Source organism: Pantoea sp. UBA6567, assembly GCF_002434165.1.
Lineage (GTDB): Bacteria > Pseudomonadota > Gammaproteobacteria > Enterobacterales > Enterobacteriaceae > Pantoea > Pantoea eucrina.
On record NZ_DJJN01000008.1, the window covers coordinates 69,259 to 91,800 of the forward strand.

19 protein-coding genes are annotated in these 22,542 nt (G+C 53.4%); 10 read left to right on the forward strand and 9 right to left on the reverse strand.

The window, feature by feature from the left end; all coding sequences use genetic code 11:
• Positions 1-72: 72 nt before the first annotated feature.
• The 7 genes from ppiD to bolA all read right to left on the reverse strand — a co-directional run bounded on the left by ppiD (position 73) and on the right by bolA (position 9,485).
• Complete coding sequence (gene ppiD / locus B4M48_RS15040; RefSeq protein WP_039385739.1) at positions 73-1,941, reverse strand: peptidylprolyl isomerase; 1,869 nt, start codon at positions 1,939-1,941, stop codon at positions 73-75.
• A 235-nt stretch (positions 1,942-2,176) separates the two neighbouring features.
• The gene (hupB, locus tag B4M48_RS15045) at positions 2,177-2,449 is read right to left on the reverse strand and encodes a nucleoid-associated protein HU-beta (RefSeq protein ID WP_039382989.1); all 273 of its coding nucleotides are present in this window, start codon (positions 2,447-2,449) and stop codon (positions 2,177-2,179) included.
• Between the two features lie 211 nt (positions 2,450-2,660).
• Positions 2,661-5,015, reverse strand: a complete 2,355-nt coding sequence (gene lon / locus B4M48_RS15050) for an endopeptidase La (RefSeq protein ID WP_039382988.1) — start codon at positions 5,013-5,015, stop codon at positions 2,661-2,663.
• Positions 5,016-5,204: 189 nt separating this feature from the next.
• A complete protein-coding gene (gene clpX, locus B4M48_RS15055) occupies positions 5,205-6,476 on the reverse strand; it encodes an ATP-dependent protease ATP-binding subunit ClpX (protein ID WP_039382987.1) in 1,272 nt (423 codons plus the stop codon).
• 129 nt (positions 6,477-6,605) lie between these two features.
• A complete protein-coding gene (clpP, locus tag B4M48_RS15060; RefSeq protein ID WP_010616837.1) occupies positions 6,606-7,229 on the reverse strand; it encodes an ATP-dependent Clp endopeptidase proteolytic subunit ClpP in 624 nt (207 codons plus the stop codon).
• A 335-nt stretch (positions 7,230-7,564) separates the two neighbouring features.
• Positions 7,565-8,869, reverse strand: coding sequence for a trigger factor (gene tig / locus B4M48_RS15065; RefSeq protein ID WP_039382986.1), 1,305 nt, complete (start codon positions 8,867-8,869; stop codon positions 7,565-7,567).
• 301 nt (positions 8,870-9,170) lie between these two features.
• Positions 9,171-9,485: a transcriptional regulator BolA gene (bolA, locus tag B4M48_RS15070; protein WP_039382985.1), complete on the reverse strand. Its 315-nt coding sequence runs from the start codon at positions 9,483-9,485 to the stop codon at positions 9,171-9,173.
• Between the two features lie 265 nt (positions 9,486-9,750).
• On the opposite strand from bolA, the gene B4M48_RS15075 reads away from it, so the two are divergent.
• The 8 genes from B4M48_RS15075 to B4M48_RS15110 all read left to right on the forward strand — a co-directional run bounded on the left by B4M48_RS15075 (position 9,751) and on the right by B4M48_RS15110 (position 18,630).
• Positions 9,751-10,329, forward strand: coding sequence for a lipoprotein (locus tag B4M48_RS15075; protein ID WP_039382984.1), 579 nt, complete (start codon positions 9,751-9,753; stop codon positions 10,327-10,329).
• A 55-nt stretch (positions 10,330-10,384) separates the two neighbouring features.
• The gene (ampG, locus tag B4M48_RS15080; RefSeq protein WP_071668931.1) at positions 10,385-11,872 is read left to right on the forward strand and encodes a muropeptide MFS transporter AmpG; all 1,488 of its coding nucleotides are present in this window, start codon (positions 10,385-10,387) and stop codon (positions 11,870-11,872) included.
• A 436-nt stretch (positions 11,873-12,308) separates the two neighbouring features.
• Complete coding sequence (gene cyoA / locus B4M48_RS15085; protein ID WP_039382982.1) at positions 12,309-13,232, forward strand: cytochrome o ubiquinol oxidase subunit II; 924 nt, start codon at positions 12,309-12,311, stop codon at positions 13,230-13,232.
• Positions 13,233-13,236: 4 nt separating this feature from the next.
• The gene (cyoB, locus tag B4M48_RS15090; protein WP_039382981.1) at positions 13,237-15,219 is read left to right on the forward strand and encodes a cytochrome o ubiquinol oxidase subunit I; all 1,983 of its coding nucleotides are present in this window, start codon (positions 13,237-13,239) and stop codon (positions 15,217-15,219) included.
• Positions 15,219-15,833, forward strand: coding sequence for a cytochrome o ubiquinol oxidase subunit III (locus B4M48_RS15095; RefSeq protein ID WP_039382980.1), 615 nt, complete (start codon positions 15,219-15,221; stop codon positions 15,831-15,833). Before cyoB ends, B4M48_RS15095 begins: the two co-directional genes overlap by 1 nt.
• The gene (locus B4M48_RS15100) at positions 15,833-16,162 is read left to right on the forward strand and encodes a cytochrome o ubiquinol oxidase subunit IV (RefSeq protein ID WP_039382979.1); all 330 of its coding nucleotides are present in this window, start codon (positions 15,833-15,835) and stop codon (positions 16,160-16,162) included. The genes B4M48_RS15095 and B4M48_RS15100 overlap by 1 nt, the downstream gene beginning before the upstream one ends.
• Positions 16,163-16,175: 13 nt before the next feature.
• Positions 16,176-17,063, forward strand: a complete 888-nt coding sequence (cyoE, locus tag B4M48_RS15105; RefSeq protein ID WP_039382978.1) for a heme o synthase — start codon at positions 16,176-16,178, stop codon at positions 17,061-17,063.
• A 202-nt stretch (positions 17,064-17,265) separates the two neighbouring features.
• Positions 17,266-18,630, forward strand: coding sequence for an MFS transporter (locus tag B4M48_RS15110; RefSeq protein WP_039382977.1), 1,365 nt, complete (start codon positions 17,266-17,268; stop codon positions 18,628-18,630).
• A gap of 98 nt (positions 18,631-18,728) precedes the next feature.
• On the opposite strand, the gene B4M48_RS15115 is transcribed toward B4M48_RS15110, so the two are convergent.
• The gene (locus B4M48_RS15115; protein WP_039382976.1) at positions 18,729-19,220 is read right to left on the reverse strand and encodes a YajQ family cyclic di-GMP-binding protein; all 492 of its coding nucleotides are present in this window, start codon (positions 19,218-19,220) and stop codon (positions 18,729-18,731) included.
• A gap of 124 nt (positions 19,221-19,344) precedes the next feature.
• Between B4M48_RS15115 and panE the strand changes: the two genes are divergently transcribed.
• Positions 19,345-20,265, forward strand: coding sequence for a 2-dehydropantoate 2-reductase (gene panE, locus B4M48_RS15120; RefSeq protein WP_288657124.1), 921 nt, complete (start codon positions 19,345-19,347; stop codon positions 20,263-20,265).
• The gene (yajL, locus tag B4M48_RS15125) at positions 20,219-20,830 is read left to right on the forward strand and encodes a protein deglycase YajL (protein WP_039382974.1); all 612 of its coding nucleotides are present in this window, start codon (positions 20,219-20,221) and stop codon (positions 20,828-20,830) included. The genes panE and yajL overlap by 47 nt, the downstream gene beginning before the upstream one ends.
• A 212-nt stretch (positions 20,831-21,042) precedes the next feature.
• Here yajL and thiI read toward each other — a convergent pair whose 3' ends face one another.
• The gene (thiI, locus tag B4M48_RS15130; protein ID WP_039382973.1) at positions 21,043-22,491 is read right to left on the reverse strand and encodes a tRNA uracil 4-sulfurtransferase ThiI; all 1,449 of its coding nucleotides are present in this window, start codon (positions 22,489-22,491) and stop codon (positions 21,043-21,045) included.
• Between the last annotated feature and the right edge of the window lie 51 nt (positions 22,492-22,542).

The window sequence follows — 22,542 nt, forward strand, 5'->3', positions numbered from 1 at the left end:
GAAGCGCAGAGATGGAAAAGGCCGCAGAAGCGGCCTTTGATTGTTGCAGAAAATTACCTTTTTTTGTGAGGCTTACTGGGCTTGTGCCGCTGCCCCATATTTGATCTTCGCCTCTTTGCGCAGGTTTTCAAGCAGCGCTTCAAATGCGATCTGCGCATTGTTCTGGGTCACGCCTTTGATCATCTCATCGACCTGGTTCTGCGGCAGGCTGCCGGCAGAGACTTTATCCAGCGCGACCAGTACGACGTTGCCCTGCATATCTTCGCTTACGCCCCAGGAAGGTTTATTCGCTGCCGGCTGCGGAAGTGAAAATGCGGTCTGGGCGACCGGATCCTGTGCGTTACGATCAACCACTTTGCTGCTGCTCAGCGTCAGTCCTGCCGCGCTCAGCGCCTCACTCTTGCCCGCTTTCAGATCGGCCAGCAGTTTATCTGCCTGCGCTTTAGCCTGCTGCGTCGCCTTATCGTGTTTGATGCGGTCGGTCACCTGTACCTTCACCTGGTCAAGCGGTTTTACCGCTTCCGGTTTGTGTTCGCTGATGCGCAGCACAAACGCGCGATCGCCATCCACGCTGATAATATCGGAATTGTTGCCCGGCGCGCCGTTCTGCCCAATTAAGCCGCCGCTGAAGACCGCCTGTTTAACCGCGTCAAAGTCGAGGTCGGCAGGCATATCATCACGGGTAAACCAGCCTGTTTCACTGACTTTAAGACCCGATGCCTGGGCTGCACCCGCCAGCGATTCATTGTCATTGCTGGCGGCTTCACTGACTTTCTGCTGCAGCTTATAGAAGGCGTCAAGCGCTTTCTCCTGCTTAACTTTATCTGCAATAACGTCATGCACCTGCGCCAGCGGCTTCACCTGCTCCGGCTGGATATCATCCAGACGTACCACCAGGAAACCGACTGAGGACTTGATCACGTCTGAAAGCTGGCCTTTCTGCGTCAGGCCGGCGTTTTTCAGCTCGTCCGGCGTGGTTGCAGGCTCCAGCCAGCCCATATCACCGCCTTTACGCGCGGAGATAGGATCGGCAGATTTGCTTTTCGCCAGGCTGGCAAAGTCCCCGCCCTGCTTCAGCGCATCCAGTACCGATCGGGCTTCCGCCTCAGTTTTGGTCTGTATGATGCTGTAACGGCTGCGCTGGGGCTGTGAATAGTCCGCTTTATGTTGATCGTACCAGCTCTGAATGTCCGCTTCGCTGACCGGCTGCTGCATCGCTGCTGCATCCATTTTGATGTAGCTGACGCGGAACTGCTCCGGAGCCATAAAGCTGTTCTGATGCTGCTGATAATACTGCGCGATCTCATCGTCATTAACCGTCTGCTTCGCTGCCAGCGCATCCACGTTAATCACCGCCTGGCGAATTTCCCGCTGCTGCGAGACTAAATCGGTCAGCTTTGTGGTTTCATCTTTCAGCATAAAATCAGTGTTAGCGATGGCGTTGATCAGCTGCTGATTAAGCAACTGCTTGCGCAGCGCTTCTGCATATTGATCGGCTGAGAAGCCCATGCTGGTGATCAGACCATTATATTTGGCATTATCAAATTTGCCGTTGGTCTGAAACGCTTTCTGGTTGAAAATGGCCTGCTTTACCTGCTCATCACTGATGCCGAGATGCAGCTCGCTGATGTACTGATCCAGCAGCGCCTGATCCACCAGCTGTGACAGCGCCTGCTGGCGCATCTGCTGGATATAACCATCATTGCTCGCCAGCTGCGAGAACTGATCGCCCAGCATCTGCTGCTGACGATTGCGCTCGCTGTTAAACGCCTGCTCCAGCTCAGCCCGGCTGATTTCGTGGCCGTTAACTTTCGCAGCGTAATCGCCATTGCCACCTATCAGGTAGTTGCCCACCCCGGTAAGCACAAAGGACAGGATAATCAATCCCAGAATAACCTTGAGCACGACATGATTCGACGCCGCGCGTAAATTGTCCATCATGGTATGACAACACTCCGCTGTAGTGTGAATGTAAAGCTCAGACACGATGCCATCATCGTGCAGCTGCAGTTCAGGCTGGCAGCTGGCAACCATGCGGAGACTGAAGCCACTGGCTTAAGCTGCGCATCAAATAAAAAAGGCACATCAGTAATGATGTGCCCGTATGTTACATGAGAACGGCTTTTTCGTCCTCAATCCAGAGAAGAAAATGCTTCACTGGTTAATCCTGACTGGCTTAATTAACGGCGTCTTTCAGCGCTTTACCCGCGCGGAATCCCGGTACTTTGCCAGCCGGGATGGTGATCTCTTTACCGGTCTGCGGATTACGGCCGGCACGCTCAGCGCGCTCGCGCACAGAGAAAGTACCGAAACCTACCAGGGCTACTTCGTCGCCCTCTTTCAGCGCACCAGAAACAGATTCGGTAAAGGCCTCCAGTACACGTCCGGCTGCTGCTTTTGAAATGTCCGCTTCTGCAGCGATTTTGTCGATCAACTGTGACTTATTCACTCTCTTCATCCCCTCTTTTATTATTCACTTTGCCCCGTCTCTTTACGCCGGAGCAAACGCGCAGCCAGTTATAACAAGCCTGTGGTGCTGAAACAACGGTATTCATCTTAATCGCCGATCCAGCAGCCCTCTAACTTAGCAGGCAAAAAAAAGCTGGCAAGCCTGATTTGACCTGCCAGCTTCGTTTTTTAGCCGCGTTTGCTGCTCAGCGCTATTTTGCCGTCACAACCTGCATACCGGATGGCGCATTTTCCAGGGCCAGATTCAGCACCTCTTCAATGCGTTTAACCGGGTGAATACTGAGATCGGCAATCACGTTTGCCGGGATCTCTTCCAGATCGCGCTTGTTTTCATCCGGGATCAGTACAGTTTTAATCCCGCCACGGTGTGCTGCCAGCAGTTTCTCTTTCAGACCACCGATAGGCAGTACCTGACCGCGCAGCGTGATCTCACCGGTCATCGCCACATCGGAACGGACCGGGTTACCGGTCAGACAGGAGACCAGCGCCGTACACATCGCAATACCGGCACTCGGACCATCCTTCGGCGTAGCCCCTTCCGGCACGTGCACGTGGATATCGCGCTTCTCGTAGAAGTCGCCGTTAATACCCAGTTTTTCTGCCCGGGCGCGAACCACGGTTAATGCAGCCTGAATCGACTCCTGCATAACCTCGCCGAGAGAACCGGTATAGGTCAGCTTGCCTTTACCTGGCACACATGCGGTTTCGATGGTCAGCAGATCGCCGCCCACTTCTGTCCACGCCAGGCCGGTCACCTGTCCTACGCGGTTTTCGCTGTCAGCGCGACCGTAATCAAAACGCTGTACGCCAAGGAAATCTTTCAGGTTGTCGCCATTAATTGTGATGCTCTTCTGAGTTTTATCCATCAGCAGCGCTTTGACCGCTTTACGGCATAACTTAGAGAGCTCACGTTCCAGGCTACGCACGCCTGCTTCACGCGTGTAATAGCGGATGATGCCGATGATTGCGCTATCGTCAACGCTGATCTCTTTCTCTTTCAGCGCATTGCGCTCAATCTGTTTTGGCAGCAGATGCTGCTTCGCAATATTGAGTTTTTCATCTTCGGTATAGCCCGACAGGCGGATCACTTCCATACGATCCAGCAGCGGTGCCGGAATATTCATAGAGTTGGAGGTCGCGACAAACATCACGTCAGACAGATCGTAGTCGACTTCCAGGTAGTGATCGTTAAACGCGATGTTCTGTTCCGGATCCAGCACTTCCAGCAGTGCCGAAGCGGGATCGCCGCGCATATCAGACGACATTTTATCAATCTCATCCAGCAGGAACAGCGGGTTTTTCACACCCACTTTCGCCATTTTCTGGATCAGTTTGCCCGGCATTGAACCGATATAGGTGCGACGATGTCCGCGAATTTCTGCTTCATCGCGCACGCCGCCCAGCGCCATACGCACATATTTACGTCCGGTCGCTTTCGCAATCGACTGTCCCAGAGAGGTTTTACCCACACCCGGCGGGCCAACCAGACAGAGGATTGGGCCTTTGATTTTGCTGACGCGACTCTGCACCGCAAGATACTCAAGGATGCGATCTTTGACGCGCTCAAGACCAAAGTGATCGGTATCAAGCGTCTCCTGCGCTTTGCGCAGATCTTTCTTCACCTTACTGCGCGCGTTCCATGGAACCTGCACCATCCAGTCGATATAGCCGCGTACCACCGTCGCTTCCGCCGACATCGGCGACATCATCTTCAGCTTCTGCAGCTCAGCTTCCGCTTTTTCACGCGCTTCAGCCGGCATTTTAGCCGCGTCGATTTTACGCTTCAGCGCTTCATACTCGTCTGGCGCATCATCCATCTCGCCCAGCTCTTTCTGAATCGCCTTCATCTGTTCGTTCAGATAATATTCGCGCTGGCTTTTTTCCATCTGCTTTTTGACGCGATTGCGAATACGTTTTTCAACCTGCAGCAGGTCGATTTCCGATTCCATCATCGCCATCAGATATTCCAGACGCTCGTTAACGTCGGACATCTCCAGCACGGACTGTTTATCCGCCAGCTTAAGGGGCATATGCGCCGCCACGGTATCGGCCAGGCGCGCCGCATCATCAATGCTGTTCAGCGACGTCAGCACTTCAGGCGGGATCTTTTTGTTCAGCTTGATATAGCCTTCAAACTGATTAATCGCGGTGCGCACCAGCACTTCCTGCTCGCGCTCTTCAATTTCTGGCGAAGTCAGATATTCAGCCTGAGCGACAAAGTGATCGCCATTGTCAGATAGCGTGGTAATGCGGGCACGCTGCAGGCCCTCCACCAGCACCTTAACTGTGCCATCAGGCAGCTTCAGCATCTGCAGTACGGACGCCACTGTCCCTACGGCAAAGAGATCGTTAATTCCAGGTTCATCCGTTGAAGCCTCTTTCTGGGCAACCAGCATGATCTTCTTGTCATGATCCATTGCTGCTTCCAGGCAACGAATCGATTTTTCCCGACCAACAAACAACGGAATTACCATGTGCGGATAAACCACCACGTCGCGCAGCGGCAACACAGGGATTTCAATGCGTTCAGAACGCTCAGGATTCATAGAGCTCTCTCTTAGTTTAATGTCCGCCAGGTGATGGGTACCGCGTAATACAGGCTGTATGCAGTTAAACCCACAGGATTATGAGTATATGGGGATGCTTATCCGACATTCAATGTCACAGCGGTGAGAAAAGTAAAAGGGGAATAAAATTCCCCTTTTTTAAGATAACAACGTGATTTGGCTGCTTATTTATTCGCCAGAAGCTTGTGCTTCATGCTTACCATAAATCAGCATTGGATCGGACTCGCCATCAATCACCGAATCATCGATAACCACTTTCTCGACATCTTCCATTGAAGGCAGGTCATACATGGTTTCCAGCAGCGCCGCCTCAACGATAGAACGCAGACCGCGCGCACCGGTTTTACGCGACATCGCCTTTTTAGCGATAGCCGTCAGCGCTTCGTCGCGGAACTCCAGCTCAACGCCTTCCAGGTTAAACAGCGCCTGATACTGCTTGGTGAGCGCATTTTTCGGCTCGCGCAGGATCTGAATCAGGGCTTCTTCGCTCAGCTCGTTCAGCGTAGCAACCACTGGCAGACGACCGATAAATTCCGGAATCAGACCAAATTTGATCAAATCTTCCGGTTCTACCTGTGACAGCAGTTCGCCTTCGCTGGCTTTTTGCGATTTGCCTTTTACTGTCGCGCCAAAGCCGATACCCGATCCGGTTTCTACACGCTGCGAAATCACCTTATCAAGGCCGGCAAATGCGCCGCCGCAGATAAACAGGATTTTCGATGTATCAACCTGCAGGAACTCCTGCTGCGGATGTTTGCGGCCACCCTGAGGCGGGACAGCGGCAACGGTGCCTTCGATCAGCTTCAGCAGGGCCTGCTGTACGCCTTCGCCTGACACATCACGCGTAATAGAAGGGTTATCAGACTTACGGGAGATTTTATCGATCTCATCGATGTAGACGATACCGCGCTGCGCCTTCTGCACATCATAGTCGCACTTCTGCAGCAGCTTCTGGATGATGTTTTCTACATCTTCGCCCACGTAGCCCGCTTCGGTCAGCGTAGTGGCGTCCGCCATGGTAAAAGGCACATCCAGCAGGCGCGCCAGCGTCTCTGCCAGCAGTGTCTTACCGCTACCGGTTGGGCCGATCAGCAGGATGTTACTTTTGCCCAGCTCAATACCGTTGCTGGTATCGCCATTGCGCAGACGTTTGTAGTGGTTGTAAACGGCAACCGCCAGCACTTTTTTCGCCTTTTCCTGACCAATAACATAGTCATCGAGATGGTGACGAATTTCATGTGGCGTTGGCAGAGCGCTACGCTCGCGATGCGGCGCAACCTCTTTGATCTCTTCACGAATGATGTCATTACATAAATCGACACATTCGTCGCAAATATAGACTGACGGCCCGGCAATCAGCTTACGGACTTCATGCTGGCTTTTGCCGCAGAAAGAGCAGTACAGCAACTTACCTGAACCGTCTTTGCGCTTATCTGTCATCAGCTAACCTCTTTTCGTTCTCAGACCTACTCTGGTGTACGGCACTGGCCGTACAACAACGGCCGGTATGCATGCAACTCATCTGCCTGCCCCCCGTTAACTATAGCGTAAGGGCCAGGCAGGTGCGTCTTATTGACGGTGTGTCAGTATAGAGTCAACCAGGCCATACTCTACCGCTTCGCTGGCAGAGAGGAAACGATCGCGTTCGGTATCGCGCTCAATCTGCTCCAGCGATTTGCCGGTATGCTCAGCCATCAGCTCATTCATGCGCTGTTTTACTTTCAGAATTTCACGCGCGTGAATTTCAATATCCGTTGCCTGTCCCTGATAGCCGCCCAGCGGCTGGTGAATCATCACGCGGGAGTTAGGCAGGCAGAAACGTTTACCTTTGGTTCCTGCCGTCAGCAAAAACGCGCCCATTGAGCACGCCTGGCCCATACAGATGGTGCTGACGTCCGGCTTAATGAATTTCATGGTGTCGTAGATCGACATGCCAGCCGTAATCACGCCACCCGGTGAATTGATGTAGAGATAGATATCTTTTTCCGGATTCTCTGCTTCCAGAAACAGCATCTGCGCCACAATCAGGTTCGCCATGTGATCTTCAACCTGACCGGTCAGAAAGATAACGCGCTCTTTAAGCAGGCGGGAATAGATGTCGTAAGAACGCTCGCCGCGCGAGGTTTGTTCGACCACCATTGGCACCAGCGCATTAGTTGGTGCAGTAAATTCACGATCGCCACTGTATGACATTACCGTCTCCTGATAAATTTCATTGGCAACATTCTGTACCGATTCTACGTGAGACGCGCTGCGAAAACTATGCACAGCCGCCTCGTTCCGACATTTCAGGACGGTTAATCAGCCAGCCTCACGGTTCTCTCGCATTCTTCCTCTATCTGGGGATGCTGCCCGGTTGTTTCAAGCATAACAACCTTTTCTCTATTCGCTAACCTGGAAAAAGAGCATAACGGATAATTTGCCGCTTAATTAGTCAAATAGCGGTGCAGGAAGGGGGTTTTTATCATAAATATAAAAAAGCCCGCGACAGGAGGTCGCGGGCTGAGCACATTCCGTTAAGTGATTAATCAGGCCGCAGAGGTCTGGTTCATCAGCTCCTGGAAAGAGGTCGCTTTGTCGGTAACCTTGGCTTTCGCCAGCAGAGCCTCGACCGCCTGCTCTTCCAGCGCAACGTTGCGCATGTTGTTCATCAGCTCGCTGTTCTTGCTGTAGAACTCGATAACTTCCTGCGGATCTTCATACGCAGAAGCCATCTCTTCAATCAGCGTCTTAACGCGATCTTCATCCGCTTTCAGCTCGTTGATGCGGATCACTTCGCCCAGCAGCAGACCTACAACAACGCGACGTTTTGCCTGCTCTTCGAACAGCTCACGTGGCAGTTCCAGCGCCTGCTTCTCATTGCCACCAAAGCGCTGAGCAGCCTGACGACGCAGCACGTCGATTTCGCCATCAATCAGAGCGGCTGGCACGTCGATGTTGTTCGCTTCAACCAGACCATCCAGAACCTGAGACTTCACGCGGTTACGGATAGCGCCTTTGAGCTCGCGCTCCATGTTTTTACGCACTTCTGCACGCAGGCCATCAACTGAACCATCTTCTACGCCGAAACGTTTGATGAAATCAGCGGTCAGTTCTGGCAGTTCACGGGTTTCAACTTTCTTCAGAACGATATCAAACTTCGCATCTTTCCCTTTCAGGTTTTCTGCGTGGTAATCGTCCGGGAATTTAACGTCGATAGTAAAGGTGTCACCCGCTTTCTTACCGGTGATGCCTTCTTCAAAACCAGGGATCATACGACCCTGACCCATCGCCAGTACGAAGTCAGACGCTTTACCGCCTTCAAACTCTTCGCCATCAACAGAACCGTTGAAATCGATGGTAGCGCGATCTTCAGCGGTAGCCGCTGCGTCAGTCTCTTTCCAGGTAGCCTGCTGCTTCTGCAGGGTATCCAGCATCGCGTCAACGTCTGCATCGGTCACTTCAACAACCGGTTTTTCAACTTCGATTGCGTCCAGACCCTGTAATTCCACTTCCGGGTAGACTTCAAACTCAACCGCATAGGTAAAGTCTTCGCCTTCTTTATACTCACCCGGCACGTAGTCAGGCGCGCCTGCTGGATTAATTTTCTCTTTGATGATGGCGTCAACAAAGTTACGCGTCATCAGCTCGCCCAGCACATCCTGGCGAACAGAGGCGCCGTAGCGCTGATTGATGATATGCGATGGCACTTTACCTTTACGGAAACCATCGATACGGACTTTCTTAGCCACTTCAATCAGTTCTTTCTTAACTGCAGCGTCAATGCTGTCAGCTGGAATAGTAATCGAAATGCGGCGGCCCAGACCCTGGGTGGTTTCTACTGAAACTGTCATTTTGTTACCTCAAAAAATCACGTGCTCGGTCAACTTCAGACACCACACAATTAATGCGCCGTATCCAATAACCGGGACGGCCTCTGCGGGCAGAACCACATCCCTGTCACCAGAAGCGTCCCGAAGACATTCCGGAAAAATAGACGCCGCATTATAGCGGCATCGCCGGAATGAGTCGAGGCTGCAAACTCACCACTTTTTAACGACTTTGCTGCTTTTTTGCGCCGCAGATCGCGTTTAGCGTCTGAGAAACGAAAAAACGGCCCGCAGGCCGTTTCAGGAAAGGTTGAAGATGCCAGCATCAGGCAAGCGTACCGGCACCCCGGCAGTTAGGCGAAGCCAGGACAGTATCCTGCAGCCCGTGCCACTCTTTTTGCGTGTAGGTATGCAGCGCCAGCGCGTGTACGCTGCCTGCCAGTTCCGCAGACAGTTCGCCATAGATGGCGCGATGCCGCTGTAAAAAGCGCTGGCCGGTAAAGTGATCGCTGACAATCACCACTTTAAAGTGACTTTCAGAACCGGCAGGCACGTTATGACGATAGCTTTCATCATGCACTTCGAGGTGTGCAGGTGTGAAAGCGTTGCGCAGCTTTTCTTCTATTTGTTCGCGAATCATTGTTTACACCCTCTCCGGCGAGCGCTGTGCCCCATCTGTTTAAATATTAGTAGGTTTTGCATTACTGCCCGGTAAAAATCAGAAAATATTCCCGCTCTGCAGCGCATCATAACCGGCAATCCGGGCGGGTCAACCTGCGGGTTTTCCTCCGGGCTGAAAAAAGCCTTTACAATCAATTTCCCGGTGGCTGGGGCTTTTTTCACCTCGCTGCAATGCTATGATGACGCCGGATTTATCTCCCAACCTAACGCTAATGAGAATGAGTATGTTGAAAAAACTGTTATTCCCTCTGCTGGCTGCTTTTGTTTTAGCCGGCTGTGCCAGCAACAGTACAACCCTGAACATTCAGCCAAAGATCCAGCTGCCACAACAGGATCCGAGCCTGATGGGCGTTACCGTCAGCGTAAACGGTGCCGATCAGCGCAGCGATCAGGCGCTGGCAAAGGTTAACCGCGATGGACAGCTGGTTACGCTGACGCCATCACGCGACCTGCGTTTTCTGTTGCAGGAAGTGCTGGAGAAGCAGATGACCTCCCGCGGATATATGATTGGCCCGAACGGCGCAGTGGATCTGCAGATTGTGGTGAATGGCCTCTACGCTGACGTCACGCAGGGTAACGTGCGCTACAGCATCACCACGAAAGCGGATATCTCTATTATTGCCACGGCGAAAAATGGCAACAAGCAGGTGAAAAACTACCGTCAGACCTACAGCATTGAAGGCGCTTTCAATGCCACCAACGACAAGATCACCAACGCTGTGAATGCGACGCTGAGCGATGTGATCGCCGATATGGCGCAGGACACCAGCGTAAACAACTTCATTAAACAGAACGCACGCTAACCGCTCCGCTGTCATCTGCCCGGCCGTCTGTGCCGGGCACTACCTCAGGCTGGCTATGACCTCTCACTATCTGCGAATATTTACCCAACGTAACGCGGCGGTACTGCTGCTGCTTGGTTTTGCTTCCGGCTTGCCGCTGGCGCTGACCGCAGGCACGCTGCAGGCATGGATGACCGTAGAGAATGTCGACCTCAAAACCATTGGCTTCTTTTCGCTGGTAGGACAGGCTTACGTTTTCAAGTTTCTCTGGTCGCCGGTGATGGACCGCTATACGCCGCCGTTTCTGGGACGTCGCCGGGGCTGGCTACTGCTGACTCAGCTGGCGCTGATTGCCGGCATTGTCGCGCTCGGTTTTATGCATCCGGCTCAGGATTTAACGCTGCTGGCGGCCATCGCCGTGCTGGTCGCATTCTGTTCCGCCTCTCAGGATATCGTTTTTGATGCGTGGAAAACGGATATCCTGCCGCCGGAAGAGCGCGGCAGCGGCGCAGCGATTACGGTGCTGGGCTATCGCCTGGCGATGCTTATCTCCGGCGGGCTGGCACTCTGGCTTGCCGATCGCTATCTGGGCTGGCGCGCAACCTACTGGCTGATGGCGCTGCTAATGATCCCGGGGCTGATTGCCACGCTGCTGGCTCGCGAGCCCGCTGCGGCTAAACGCGAGCCGCATACGCTGCGCCAGGCCGTTACGTTTCCTCTGGCGGATTTTTTTCAGCGTAACAATGCCTGGCTGCTTATCACCCTGATCATCCTTTATAAGCTGGGAGATGCCTTCGCGGCGTCGCTGACAACAACCTTTCTTATCCGCGGCGTCGGCTTCAGCGCGGGCGATGTTGGCCTGGTGAATAAAACGCTGGGGCTGCTGGCGACGATTATCGGCGCACTCTATGGCGGCGTGCTGATGCAGCGTCTGAGCCTGTTTCGCGCTCTGATGCTGTTTGGCATTCTGCAGGCCGTATCGAACGCCGCTTACTGGCTGCTGGCGGTTACCCCGCCCCACCTCTGGAGCATGGCCAGCGCGGTGTTTATTGAAAATCTGTGTGGTGGCATGGGAACAGCAGCCTTTGTGGCGCTGCTGATGACCATGTGTAATAAAGCGTTCTCTGCCACCCAGTTCGCTCTGCTCTCAGCGCTGGCTGCTGTTGGCCGCGTTTATGTGGGTCCGGCCGCCGGCTGGCTGGTTGAGCTATGGGGCTGGTCAGCTTTCTATGCGTTTACCGTTGTGGCTGCGCTACCGGGACTGCTGCTGCTGTGGCTTAGCCGCACCACGCTTCTTCAGATGCAGCAGAGCGGCACGTTTATTCCGCGTACCAGCTGGCCTGTGGGCTATCGCTGGATTGTCCGCCTGTTCACCGCAGGCTGCGCGTTACTGGGCTGCTGGCTGCTGACGCTGGCGCTAACAGCTGCAGGCGCAGAATCGCTGACTGCGCTGCTGACGCCACTGTTTGAGGCGGGCATCGGCATTGCCGTTCTGGCCGTTATGCTGGGCGTGGTACTCGACTGTCTGGCTCTGAGGAAAACCCACCGGCTCGCTGAGCGATAGCCAGACACTATTTGCAGGCGCTATTTATTTTGTTTAAAAATAGCACCTGCGAATTAGCGCAAATAGCATTTTTTTCATCGCGAAATAAAAACATTAATTTAACAACATCGGGCGATATTTAAATCCGGTGAGCAATCAGTTTGTGGAAAAATTATCGCTCAAATGATGCATAATTGTTAAATAAGTGAGCATTAAAAGTACGGTTTATGCTTTCCCTGTTTTTTCTGCGGTTTCTGTCATTGCTTTTTGTTATATTGCCGCCAACTGCTTGTCGCGGTTAATAATTTGTCACTCTGCGTAACATCTGTGACTCCCTTAGCAAAAGGTGTCAACACCCTTCTGACACATCCTTAAGCTGGTTTACACTGCATAAACCTTACCGTAAAATGCGCGCACACTTAAACGACAATAGAGCCCTTGTCATTGAGGTCGTTAAATGAGACTCATGAAATACAATAAATGTTTGGGGATTTTGTCATTAATCGCAGGCGCTGTATTACTCAGCGGCTGCGATAGTGCGTTGTTAAATCCCAAGGGACAGATTGCAATGGAGCAACGTTCACTGATTCTGACAGCCTTTGGCTTGATGATGATTGTCGTTATTCCGGCAGTCTTAATGGCTGTTGTGTTTGCCTGGAAATATCGGGCGACCAATACCGAAGCGAAGTACAGCCCTAACTGGTCACACTCTAACAAAGTGGAAGCCGTGGTCTGGACCATTCCGATCCTGATCATCATCTTCCTCGGCGTGCTGACCTGGAAATCAACGCATGCGCTGGAGCCGGCTAAACCGCTGGTCTCTGACGTTAAGCCTGTTGAGATCGATGTGGTTGCACTGGACTGGAAATGGCTGTTCATTTACCCGGAACAGGGTATTGCCACCGTTAACCAGATTGCCTTCCCGGCAAATACGCCAGTTAACTTCAAAATCACCTCTAACTCCGTGATGAACTCGTTCTTCATTCCTACGCTCGGCAGCCAGATCTACGCCATGGCGGGCATGCAGACCAAACTGCACCTGATCGCCAATGAGCCAGGAACGTTTGACGGTATCTCATCAAACTTCAGTGGTCGCGGTTTCTCTGGCATGAAGTTCAAGGCCATTGCAACTAAAGATGATGCGGAATTCCAGCAGTGGGTTGCCAAAGTTAAAGCGGCACCTAACACGCTGACCACCATGGATGAGTTTGAGAAACTGGCTTCGCCAAGTGAGAATCATCCGGTGGAATATTTCTCAACTGCGAATCCTGAACTCTTCAAGCAGATTATTGATAAGTTCAAGATGAGCCACGGGAAAATGGACATGTCACACGAAGGCATGGACATGAATCACGCCGCTGCTGCGGGAACCGGGGAATAATACGATGTTCGGAAAATTAACACTGGATGCAGTGCCGTACCATGAGCCTATTATCATGGTTACGGTCGCCGCTATCATCATTGGTGGTCTGGCGCTGGTTGCCGCCCTCACCTATTTTGGTAAGTGGAAGTATCTGTGGTCAGAATGGCTTACCTCCGTTGACCACAAAAAACTGGGTATCATGTATATCATCATGGCATTCGTCATGCTGCTGCGCGGCTTTGCCGATGCAGTAATGATGCGTACCCAACAGGTTATGGCTTCTGCCGGTGAGGCGGGCATTCTGCCTCCGCACCACTACGATCAGATCTTCACTGCTCACGGCGTGATTATGATCTTCTTCGTGGCAATGCCATTCGTTGTAGGTCTGATGAACATCGCGGTTCCGCTGCAAATCGGTGCCCGTGACGTTGCGTTCCCGTTCCTGAACAACCTGAGCTTCTGGTTTACCGCGGTCGGTGTGATCCTGGTGAACATCTCTCTGGGTGTGGGCGAGTTCGCACAGACTGGCTGGCTGGCTTATCCGCCGCTTTCTGGCGCGGAGTATAGTCCTGGCGTCGGGGTCGACTACTGGATCTGGAGTCTCCAGCTCTCAGGGATCGGGACCACGCTGACCGGTATCAACTTCTTCGTGACCATTCTGAAGATGCGTGCGCCGGGCATGGACCTGTTCAAAATGCCGGTCTTTACCTGGGCATCACTCTGCACCAACGTCCTGATCATCGCTGCGTTCCCGGTTCTGACCGTGACGCTGGCACTGTTGACGCTTGATCGTTACCTCGGCTTCCATTTCTTTACTAATGATATGGGCGGTAACATGATGATGTACGTCAACCTGATCTGGGTCTGGGGTCACCCGGAAGTGTACATCCTCGTTCTGCCGGTCTTTGGTGTCTTCTCTGAAGTTACCGCGACGTTCTCGAAAAAGCGTCTGTTTGGTTACACCTCACTGGTGTGGGCAACCATCGCCATTACCGTACTGTCGTTCATCGTCTGGCTGCACCACTTCTTCACCATGGGTGCGGGCGCTAACGTTAACGCCTTCTTCGGTATCATGACGATGATCATCGCGATTCCGACCGGGGTGAAAATCTTTAACTGGCTGTTCACCATGTATCAGGGTCGTATTGAGTTTAACTCAGCGATGCTGTGGACCATCGGCTTCCTGGTGACCTTCTCAGTCGGTGGTATGACCGGCGTACTGCTGGCCGTACCGGGCGCAGACTTTGTCCTGCACAACAGCCTGTTCCTGATTGCACACTTCCATAACGTTATTATCGGTGGTGTTGTCTTCGGTTGCATGGCCGGTGTGACTTACTGGTTCCCGAAAGCATTTGGCTTCACGCTGAACGAAACCTGGGGTAAACGCGCCTTCTGGTTCTGGATCATCGGCTTCTTTGTTGCCTTTATGCCGCTGTACGCACTGGGCTTCATGGGTATGACCCGTCGTCTGAGCCAGGATATCGATCCACAGTTCCACTCGCTGCTGGTTGTTGCAGCTGGCGGTGCGGCGCTGATTGCCTGCGGTATTCTGTGCCAGCTGGTTCAGTTCTGGGTATCGGTACGTGACCGCGATCAGAACCGCGATCTGACTGGTGACCCGTGGGGCGGTCGTACGCTGGAGTGGGCAACCTCTTCACCACCACCGTTCTACAACTTTGCTGTTATCCCTCATATCCACGAGCGTGATGCGTTCTGGGAAATGAAAGAGAAAGGCGAAGCGTACAAGCAGCCAGAAAAATATGAAGAAATTCATATGCCGAAAAACAGCGGCGCGGCCATTGTTATCGCTGCATTCGTAACAGTCTTCGGTTTCGCCATGATCTGGCATATCTGGTGGCTGGCGGGTCTCACTTTCCTGGGCACTATCGTGACCTGGATTGTGAAGAGCTTCGATGAGGACGTGGATTACTACGTTCCGGTTGCTGAAATCGAGCAGATCGAGAAGAAGCACTTTGATGACATCAGCAAAGCAGGTCTGAAATAATGTCGACTCAAACCGTAAAACACCACCACGACGCCCATGCGGAGCATGGGCATCACGATGCAGGAGCCAATAAAGTCTTTGGCTTCTGGATCTACCTGATGAGTGACTGCATTATCTTCGCAACGCTGTTTGCGACCTATGCAGTAATGGTCAACAACACTGCCGGTGGCCCGGCAGGTAAAGATATTTTCGAACTGCCGTTTGTGCTGGTTGAAACCGCGCTGCTGCTGCTGAGCTCCATTACTTATGGAATGGCAGTGATTGCGATGAACAACCAGAACAAAGGTTCGGTCATTGGCTGGCTGGCCCTGACCTTCCTGTTCGGTGCCGGATTTATCGGGATGGAAATCTATGAATTCCATCACCTGATTGCGGAAGGCTTCGGTCCAAACCGTAGTGGCTTCCTTTCTGGCTTCTTTACTCTGGTTGGTACGCACGGTCTGCACGTTACCTCTGGTCTGATCTGGATGGCGGTTCTGATGTTCCAGATCGCTAAACGTGGTCTGACTGAGAGCAACCGTACCCGTATCATGTGCCTGAGCCTGTTCTGGCACTTCCTGGATGTGGTGTGGATCTGCGTATTCACCGTTGTCTATCTGATGGGGGCCATGTAATGAGTCATTCTGTAAACGAACATGGTGCATCACACGGTAGCGTGAAGTCTTACATGATCGGCTTCATCCTCTCTATCATCCTGACGGCGATCCCGTTCTGGATGGTAATGGATGGCAGTGCCTCACACGGCACCATCCTGGGTGTGGTTCTGGTGTGTGCAGTGGTTCAGGTGCTGGTGCACCTGGTCTACTTCCTGCATCTGGACAGCAAATCAGAGGGTGGCTGGAACATGGTGGCCATTGTCTTCTCAGCAATCATCATTCTGATTGTTGTGATCGGTTCACTGTGGATTATGTGGAACCTCAACTACAACATGATGGCCCACTAAAGAGTCACGCGTAATGATTAAGCAATACCTGCAAGTAACAAAACCAGGAATTATTTTCGGAAATTTAATTTCTGTCATCGGTGGATTTCTGCTGGCCTCTAAAGGCAGCATCGATTATCCCCTGTTTCTCACCGCGCTGGCTGGCGTATCGCTGGTGGTCGCATCGGGTTGTGTATTCAACAATGTGATTGACCGCGATATCGACATCAAAATGGAGAGAACGCGGAACCGGGTTCTGGTCAAAGGCCTGATCTCGGCGAAAGTAAGCCTGGTTTATGCCACTGCGTTGGGTATTGCTGGCTTTGCGTTGCTGTATTTCGGCGCCAACCCGCTGGCCATGTGGCTGGCGGTCATGGGCTTCGTGGTCTATGTTGGCGTTTACAGCCTCTATATGAAGCGTCATTCGGTCTACGGAACGCTGATCGGCAGCCTCTCCGGTGCTGCGCCACCGGTAATTGGCTACTGCGCAGTCACCAATGAGTTTGATGCTGGCGCATTAATTTTACTGGCTATCTTTAGCCTGTGGCAGATGCCGCACTCCTACGCGATTGCCATCTTCCGCTTTAAAGATTACCAGGCCGCCAACATTCCGGTTCTGCCGGTGGTGAAAGGCATCTCTGTGGCGAAAAATCATATTACGCTCTACATTCTGGCGTTTATGATTGCCACGCTGATGCTCTCACTGGGTGGTTATGCGGGCTACAAATATCTGATCGTGGCTGCGGCGGTCAGCGTCTGGTGGCTGGGTATGGCACTCTCAGGTTACAAAACCTCAAACGATAAAGTCTGGGCGCGTAAACTGTTTGTGTTCTCTATCATCGCCATCACCGCGCTGAGCGTCATGATGTCAGTTGACTTCATGGCTCCCGCATCCAAAGACCTGCTCACTTACGTCTGGTAAGCGGGCACCGTCACTCTGAGAAAGGGCGCGATTTTCGCGCCCTTTCTTTTTGTTACCACTGCTTAAAAACAAATGTTTTACCCGCCCTCCCCTGCTCCCTAAAATGGGTGCTAAATGCCCGAAATAAATCGATTTGCAGCAACAGGGTGTTACTGGCTGCTGCAGCATGGTGCATGACAGGCAGACACTTACAGAGGTTGGAATGAACGACAATAAAATGACGCCGGTAGAGCTGCGCGCTACATGGGGTTTAGGTACCGTTTTTTCCCTGCGTATGCTCGGAATGTTTATGGTTCTGCCGGTACTTACTACTTACGGCATGGCGTTGCAGGGTGCCAGCGAAACCCTGATTGGTCTGGCAATTGGTATTTATGGTCTGGCACAGGCCATTTTTCAGATCCCCTTCGGGCTGCTTTCCGATCGTATCGGACGCAAGCCGCTGATTGTCGGCGGCCTGCTGCTGTTTGTCCTTGGCAGCGTGATCGCCGCCACGACAACCTCAATCTGGGGCATTATTCTTGGTCGCGCCTTACAAGGCTCCGGCGCTATTGCCGCCGCCGTAATGGCGCTGCTGTCCGATCTCACCCGTGAGCAGAACCGCACTAAAGCGATGGCGTTTATCGGTATCAGTTTTGGCGTGACCTTTGCGATTGCCATGGTGGCCGGACCCATTGTCACGCACGCGCTGGGGCTGCATGCGCTGTTCTGGATGATTGCGCTGCTGGCAACGCTGGGTATCGTTATCACGCTGCTGGTCGTGCCGAATGCGCGCGGTCACGTGCTTAACCGCGAGTCCGGGATGGTAAAAGGCAGCATTCGCGCCGTGCTGGCCAATCCCGGACTGCTGAAGCTTAATATCGGCATTCTCTGTCTGCACGTGCTGCTGATGTCGAGCTTTGTCGCCCTGCCCGGCCAGTTTGAACTGGCAGGCCTCCCGGCAGCTGAGCACTGGAAAATCTATCTGGTGACCATGCTGGTTGCCTTTGTCGCCGTAGTGCCGGTCATTATCTACGCCGAAGTAAAGCGCCGTATGAAGCGGGTTTTTGTCAGCTGCGTGGCGCTGATTATCATTGCGGAAATCGTTCTCTGGGGAGCAGAAGGCCACTTCTGGACGCTGGTGGCTGGCGTGCAGCTCTTTTTCCTCGCGTTTAACGTAATGGAGGCCATTCTGCCCTCGCTGATCAGCAAAGAGTCACCGGCTGGTTATAAGGGCACCGCCATGGGTATCTACTCCACCAGCCAGTTTCTTGGAGTGGCGATTGGCGGCAGCCTCGGCGGCTGGATTTTTGGTCATATTGATGCGCAGACGGTATTTCTCATCGGAGCGATTATCGCTGCGGCCTGGCTGTTTGTTGCGATGTCGATGCAGGAGCCGCCTTACGTCAGCAGCCTGCGGCTGGTACTGAGCGACGCCGTGCTGGCCGTGCCGAATCTGGAAAAACGTCTGAAAGCTCAGCCTGGCGTGGCATCCGTATTTATCGTGCCGGAAGAGAAAAGCGCGTATATCAAAATCGACAGCAAAGTCACGAGCCGCGTTGAGATAGAGGCGCTGCTCGCCAGCTGCTGAATCTGAAGCCCGACCATTGCGTCGGGCTTTTTTTTACAGCGATCTATCCGGCATGGTGCGCTGTCGATCTATCGCGGTACGGCGTGCGCCAGAGAGGATTAATCGCGGAAGTTTTTGAACTGGAACGGCTGGCCAAGGTTGCCACCGCGCACCAGCGCCATGGCGCCCTGCAGATCGTCGCGCGATTTGCCGGTCACGCGCAGTTCGTCGCCCTGAATCTGCGTCTGCACCTTAAGCTTGCTGTCTTTGATCAGCTTCACCAGCTTTTTGGCAACGTCGCTTTCAATGCCTTTTTTCAGTTTGGCTTCTACGCTCCAGCTTTTACCGCTGTGTTCAATCTCTTCCGGCACCTCAATCGCAGCGTTTTCAATACCGCGCTTCAGTAGCTTTTCACGCAGAATATCGACAATCTGCTTCACCTGAAAATCGGACTCGGTGGTGATTTTAATCGTCTCGTTCTTCTCATTCAGCTCAACGCTGGCGGTGACGTTACGAAAGTCGAAGCGGGTTGAGAGTTCACGGTTGGTATTTTCTACCGCGTTGCGGACTTCCTGCAGCTCGACTTCGGAAACGATATCGAAAGATGGCATCTTTTCTTCTCCTGATACTAAAGTGACATGCATAATACGCGTCTTGCTGCGCTAATAAAACACGCGGCAGCTCAAAGCTATACTGAGTATGTGATGTGAAAATACCCCGCCAGCAGGAGGCAGAATGAAAATTACCGTGCTGGGTTGCGGCGCGCTGGGGCAGGTCTGGCTGACTGCGCTGGCCCGTCAGGGTCACGACGTACAGGGCTGGCTGCGCGTGCCGCAGCCCTACTGTTCCGTTAACGTCACCGATCTGCAGGGCGAAGTGAGCAATCACACCTTTATCGCCAACGATCCGCTGTTTCTGGCGCGCAGCGACCTGTTGCTGGTTACCCTGAAAGCGCCACAGGTTTCGCCAGCGATTAAAAATCTTCAGAGCGTGCTGCGCGCGGACATGCCGGTTTTGCTGCTGCATAACGGTATGGGAACGCTGGAGGAGCTGCGCGATTTGACGCAGCCGCTGCTGCGCGGCATCACCACCCATGCGGCGATGCATGACGGGACAGTGATCCGCCACGTGGCGGCTGGCATCACGCATATCGGACCGGTCAGCCGTGACGCCGCGCCGTTGAGCCATCTCGCGGATCTGCTGCATCAGGCATTACCTGACGTTGCCTGGCATGATGATATTGCCTCCGCCTGCTGGCGCAAGCTGGCGGTGAACTGCGTTATCAATCCGCTAACGGTAGAGCATGAGTGCCTGAACGGCGCGCTGCGCGCCTGGCCGGAGCAGATCGATACGCTGTGCGACGAGCTGGCGCTGCTGCTGACGCGTGAAGGACAGCATATGGATGCAGAGACGCTAGGCGCCATTATTTATGACGTTATCGACACGACTGCCGCCAATGTCTCTTCTATGCTGCAGGATATCCGTACGCAGCGACAAACTGAAATTGATTATATTACCGGCTATCTGCTGCGCCGCGCGCGCAGTCAGGGCATTACGCTGCCGGAGAATAGCCGCCTTTATGATCTGGTAAAACGTAAGGAGTCACAATATGAACGCCAGCCCATCCGTACTGGTATGCCTCGCTCATGGCAGTGAAGAGACCGAAGCGGTCACCACCATCGACGTGCTGGTGCGCGGCGGCATCACTGTCACCACCGCCAGCGCAGAGAGTGACGGCACACGGGAAATTATATGCTCGCGCGGCGTGCGCCTGCTGGCTGATGCCCCTCTGGCAGAAGTGGCAGATAACGATTTTGACGCCGTTGTTCTGCCCGGTGGTCTGAAAGGTGCGGAGACGTTCCGCGACAGCCCGCTGCTGGTGGAAACGGTGCGCCAGTTTCATCTGACAGGCAAAATTGTGGCGGCTATTTGCGCAGCGCCAGGCACGGTACTGGTGCCGCACGATCTTTTTCCGGTCGGGAATATGACCGGCTTTCCGGGCCTGAAAGAGACAATTCCGGATGCGAAATGGATGGAGCGCCGCGTGGTATGGGATCCGCGCGTCAATCTGCTCACCAGCCAGGGACCGGGTACAGCGTTTGATTTTGCATTAAAGCTGGTGGATCTGCTGCAGGATAAAGAGACCGCACGCGAAGTCGCCTCACAGCTGGTGCTGGCGGCAGGCATTTATAATTATCAGGAGTTCGACGAGCGCGAATAAAGTGCGCCTCTGCGAATTCCGTTGCGCGAAATTAATTCCGGTATCACCGTAGGGGGTGCATTAATGCGCCCCTGGGCCGAATCGGATGCCGCACATAAACCAGGGCGCCATTAATGGCGCCCCTACGAAGCCAGACGTAGGGGGCGTATTAATGCGCCCCAACAAATTCCGGTGATATCCCGGCGGATAATCCCGGTGGCGCCCCTGACGTGCTATGGGCGATAAACTTTAACGTTTGTAAAACCCTGCTCGTGCAGATAAAGCGCCTGCAGTTTGCTCATCACGCCACGATCGCAATAGAGCAGCCAGGTCCGGTTCTGATCCAAATCGCCAAACTGCGTGCTGAGCTTATAGAACGGCAGCGACTTCACTTCCACGCCGCTGAGATCCAGCGGGGAAGCGTCCTGCTCGTCAGCGGCACGGATATCGAGCACCACATCGTTAGTGCCAAAAGAGTCCACGGTCTCTACTTCCACCACTTCTTCTTCGGTCTGTTCAGCAATCTCGCGGATATCGAGATTAGTCGCTTCCTGCACCACGCGCTGAAGAATATCGAAGTTGAAATTCTGCTCTTCCGCTTCAATTTTGCCTTTCACCGCTTTAACCGTCGGGCTCTTTGAGATAACGCCGCAGTATTCCGGCATGGTGCGGGCGAAATCTTCCGTACCGATCTGCCGCGCCACATTAATAATGTGCTCTTTATCGTGTGAAATCAGCGGACGCAGGATCAGCGTATCGGATGCGTTATCGATCAGGCGCAGGTTGGTCAGCGTCTGGCTCGATACCTGGCCCAGCGCTTCGCCAGTCACCAGCGCCTGTACGCCGTAGCGCTCGGCAATCATCGACGCGGCGCGCACCATCATGCGCTTCAGCACCACGCCCATCTGCCCGTCATCGACGTTTTCCAGAATTTCACCGACGACCGGCTCAAAATTAATAGCGACAAAGCGCACGCGGTGTGAGCGGCCAAAACGGTTCCACAGATAGTGTGCTACCTGACGCACGCCAATCTCATGCGCCGCGCCGCCAAGATTAAAGAAGCAGTAATGTACGCGGCAGCCGCGTCGCATCAGCATATAGCTCGACACACCGGAATCAAAACCACCGGAGATCAGCGACATCACATCTTCCTGCGTGCCGATTGGAAAGCCGCCCAGCCCTTCAAAGCGACCGGTGATCAGCAGCAGACGATCGTCTTCAATCTCCAGATTAACCGTCTCATCCGGCTGCTTCAGCTGCACGCGCGCGCTGGCGATATGCTGATTCAGGCCGCCGCCTACATAGCGCTCCACATCCTGTGAACTGAAGCTGTGGGTGCCGCGACGTTTCACGCGCACGCTGAAGCTTTTATTTTCCAGGCGCTCACGGTTCAGCGCCAGCGTCTGCTCAAAGATATCGTGCATATCGGTGTAAGCACGATCTTCAACGGCGAGCACGTGGTGGATACCAGGAATACGCGTCAGCTCATCCACTATGGTTTCACGCAGCGCTTCGTTTTTGGCGCGCACTTCAATGTGATCCCAGTGACGCACCACCTTGATATCCTCATTCAGAGAACGCAGGGTATTGCGGATATTGCCGGTAAGAATTTTGATAAAGCGCAGCCGCACCGACTGACTTTTGATGGTGATTTCAGGGAAGAGCTTGATGATAAACTTCATGGCGACACAGCTTCGTTGGGCAAATAAGTGCTAAAATCATCAGCACTTAGC

What these genes read in the sequence shown, in the direction of transcription:
- ppiD (WP_039385739.1), bottom strand. Translation starts at nt 1,941, where the DNA reads ATGATGGACAATTTACGCGCGGCGTCGAATCATGTCGTGCTCAAGGTT.
- lon (WP_039382988.1), bottom strand. Translation starts at nt 5,015, where the DNA reads ATGAATCCTGAGCGTTCTGAACGCATTGAAATCCCTGTGTTGCCGCTG.
- clpX (WP_039382987.1), bottom strand. Translation starts at nt 6,476, where the DNA reads ATGACAGATAAGCGCAAAGACGGTTCAGGTAAGTTGCTGTACTGCTCT.
- clpP (WP_010616837.1), bottom strand. Translation starts at nt 7,229, where the DNA reads ATGTCATACAGTGGCGATCGTGAATTTACTGCACCAACTAATGCGCTG.
- tig (WP_039382986.1), bottom strand. Translation starts at nt 8,869, where the DNA reads ATGACAGTTTCAGTAGAAACCACCCAGGGTCTGGGCCGCCGCATTTCG.
- bolA (WP_039382985.1), bottom strand. Translation starts at nt 9,485, where the DNA reads ATGATTCGCGAACAAATAGAAGAAAAGCTGCGCAACGCTTTCACACCT.
- B4M48_RS15075 (WP_039382984.1), top strand. Translation starts at nt 9,751, where the DNA reads ATGTTGAAAAAACTGTTATTCCCTCTGCTGGCTGCTTTTGTTTTAGCC.
- ampG (WP_071668931.1), top strand. Translation starts at nt 10,385, where the DNA reads ATGACCTCTCACTATCTGCGAATATTTACCCAACGTAACGCGGCGGTA.
- cyoA (WP_039382982.1), top strand. Translation starts at nt 12,309, where the DNA reads ATGAGACTCATGAAATACAATAAATGTTTGGGGATTTTGTCATTAATC.
- cyoB (WP_039382981.1), top strand. Translation starts at nt 13,237, where the DNA reads ATGTTCGGAAAATTAACACTGGATGCAGTGCCGTACCATGAGCCTATT.
- B4M48_RS15095 (WP_039382980.1), top strand. Translation starts at nt 15,219, where the DNA reads ATGTCGACTCAAACCGTAAAACACCACCACGACGCCCATGCGGAGCAT.
- B4M48_RS15100 (WP_039382979.1), top strand. Translation starts at nt 15,833, where the DNA reads ATGAGTCATTCTGTAAACGAACATGGTGCATCACACGGTAGCGTGAAG.
- cyoE (WP_039382978.1), top strand. Translation starts at nt 16,176, where the DNA reads ATGATTAAGCAATACCTGCAAGTAACAAAACCAGGAATTATTTTCGGA.
- B4M48_RS15110 (WP_039382977.1), top strand. Translation starts at nt 17,266, where the DNA reads ATGAACGACAATAAAATGACGCCGGTAGAGCTGCGCGCTACATGGGGT.
- B4M48_RS15115 (WP_039382976.1), bottom strand. Translation starts at nt 19,220, where the DNA reads ATGCCATCTTTCGATATCGTTTCCGAAGTCGAGCTGCAGGAAGTCCGC.
- panE (WP_288657124.1), top strand. Translation starts at nt 19,345, where the DNA reads ATGAAAATTACCGTGCTGGGTTGCGGCGCGCTGGGGCAGGTCTGGCTG.
- yajL (WP_039382974.1), top strand. Translation starts at nt 20,219, where the DNA reads ATGAACGCCAGCCCATCCGTACTGGTATGCCTCGCTCATGGCAGTGAA.
- thiI (WP_039382973.1), bottom strand. Translation starts at nt 22,491, where the DNA reads ATGAAGTTTATCATCAAGCTCTTCCCTGAAATCACCATCAAAAGTCAG.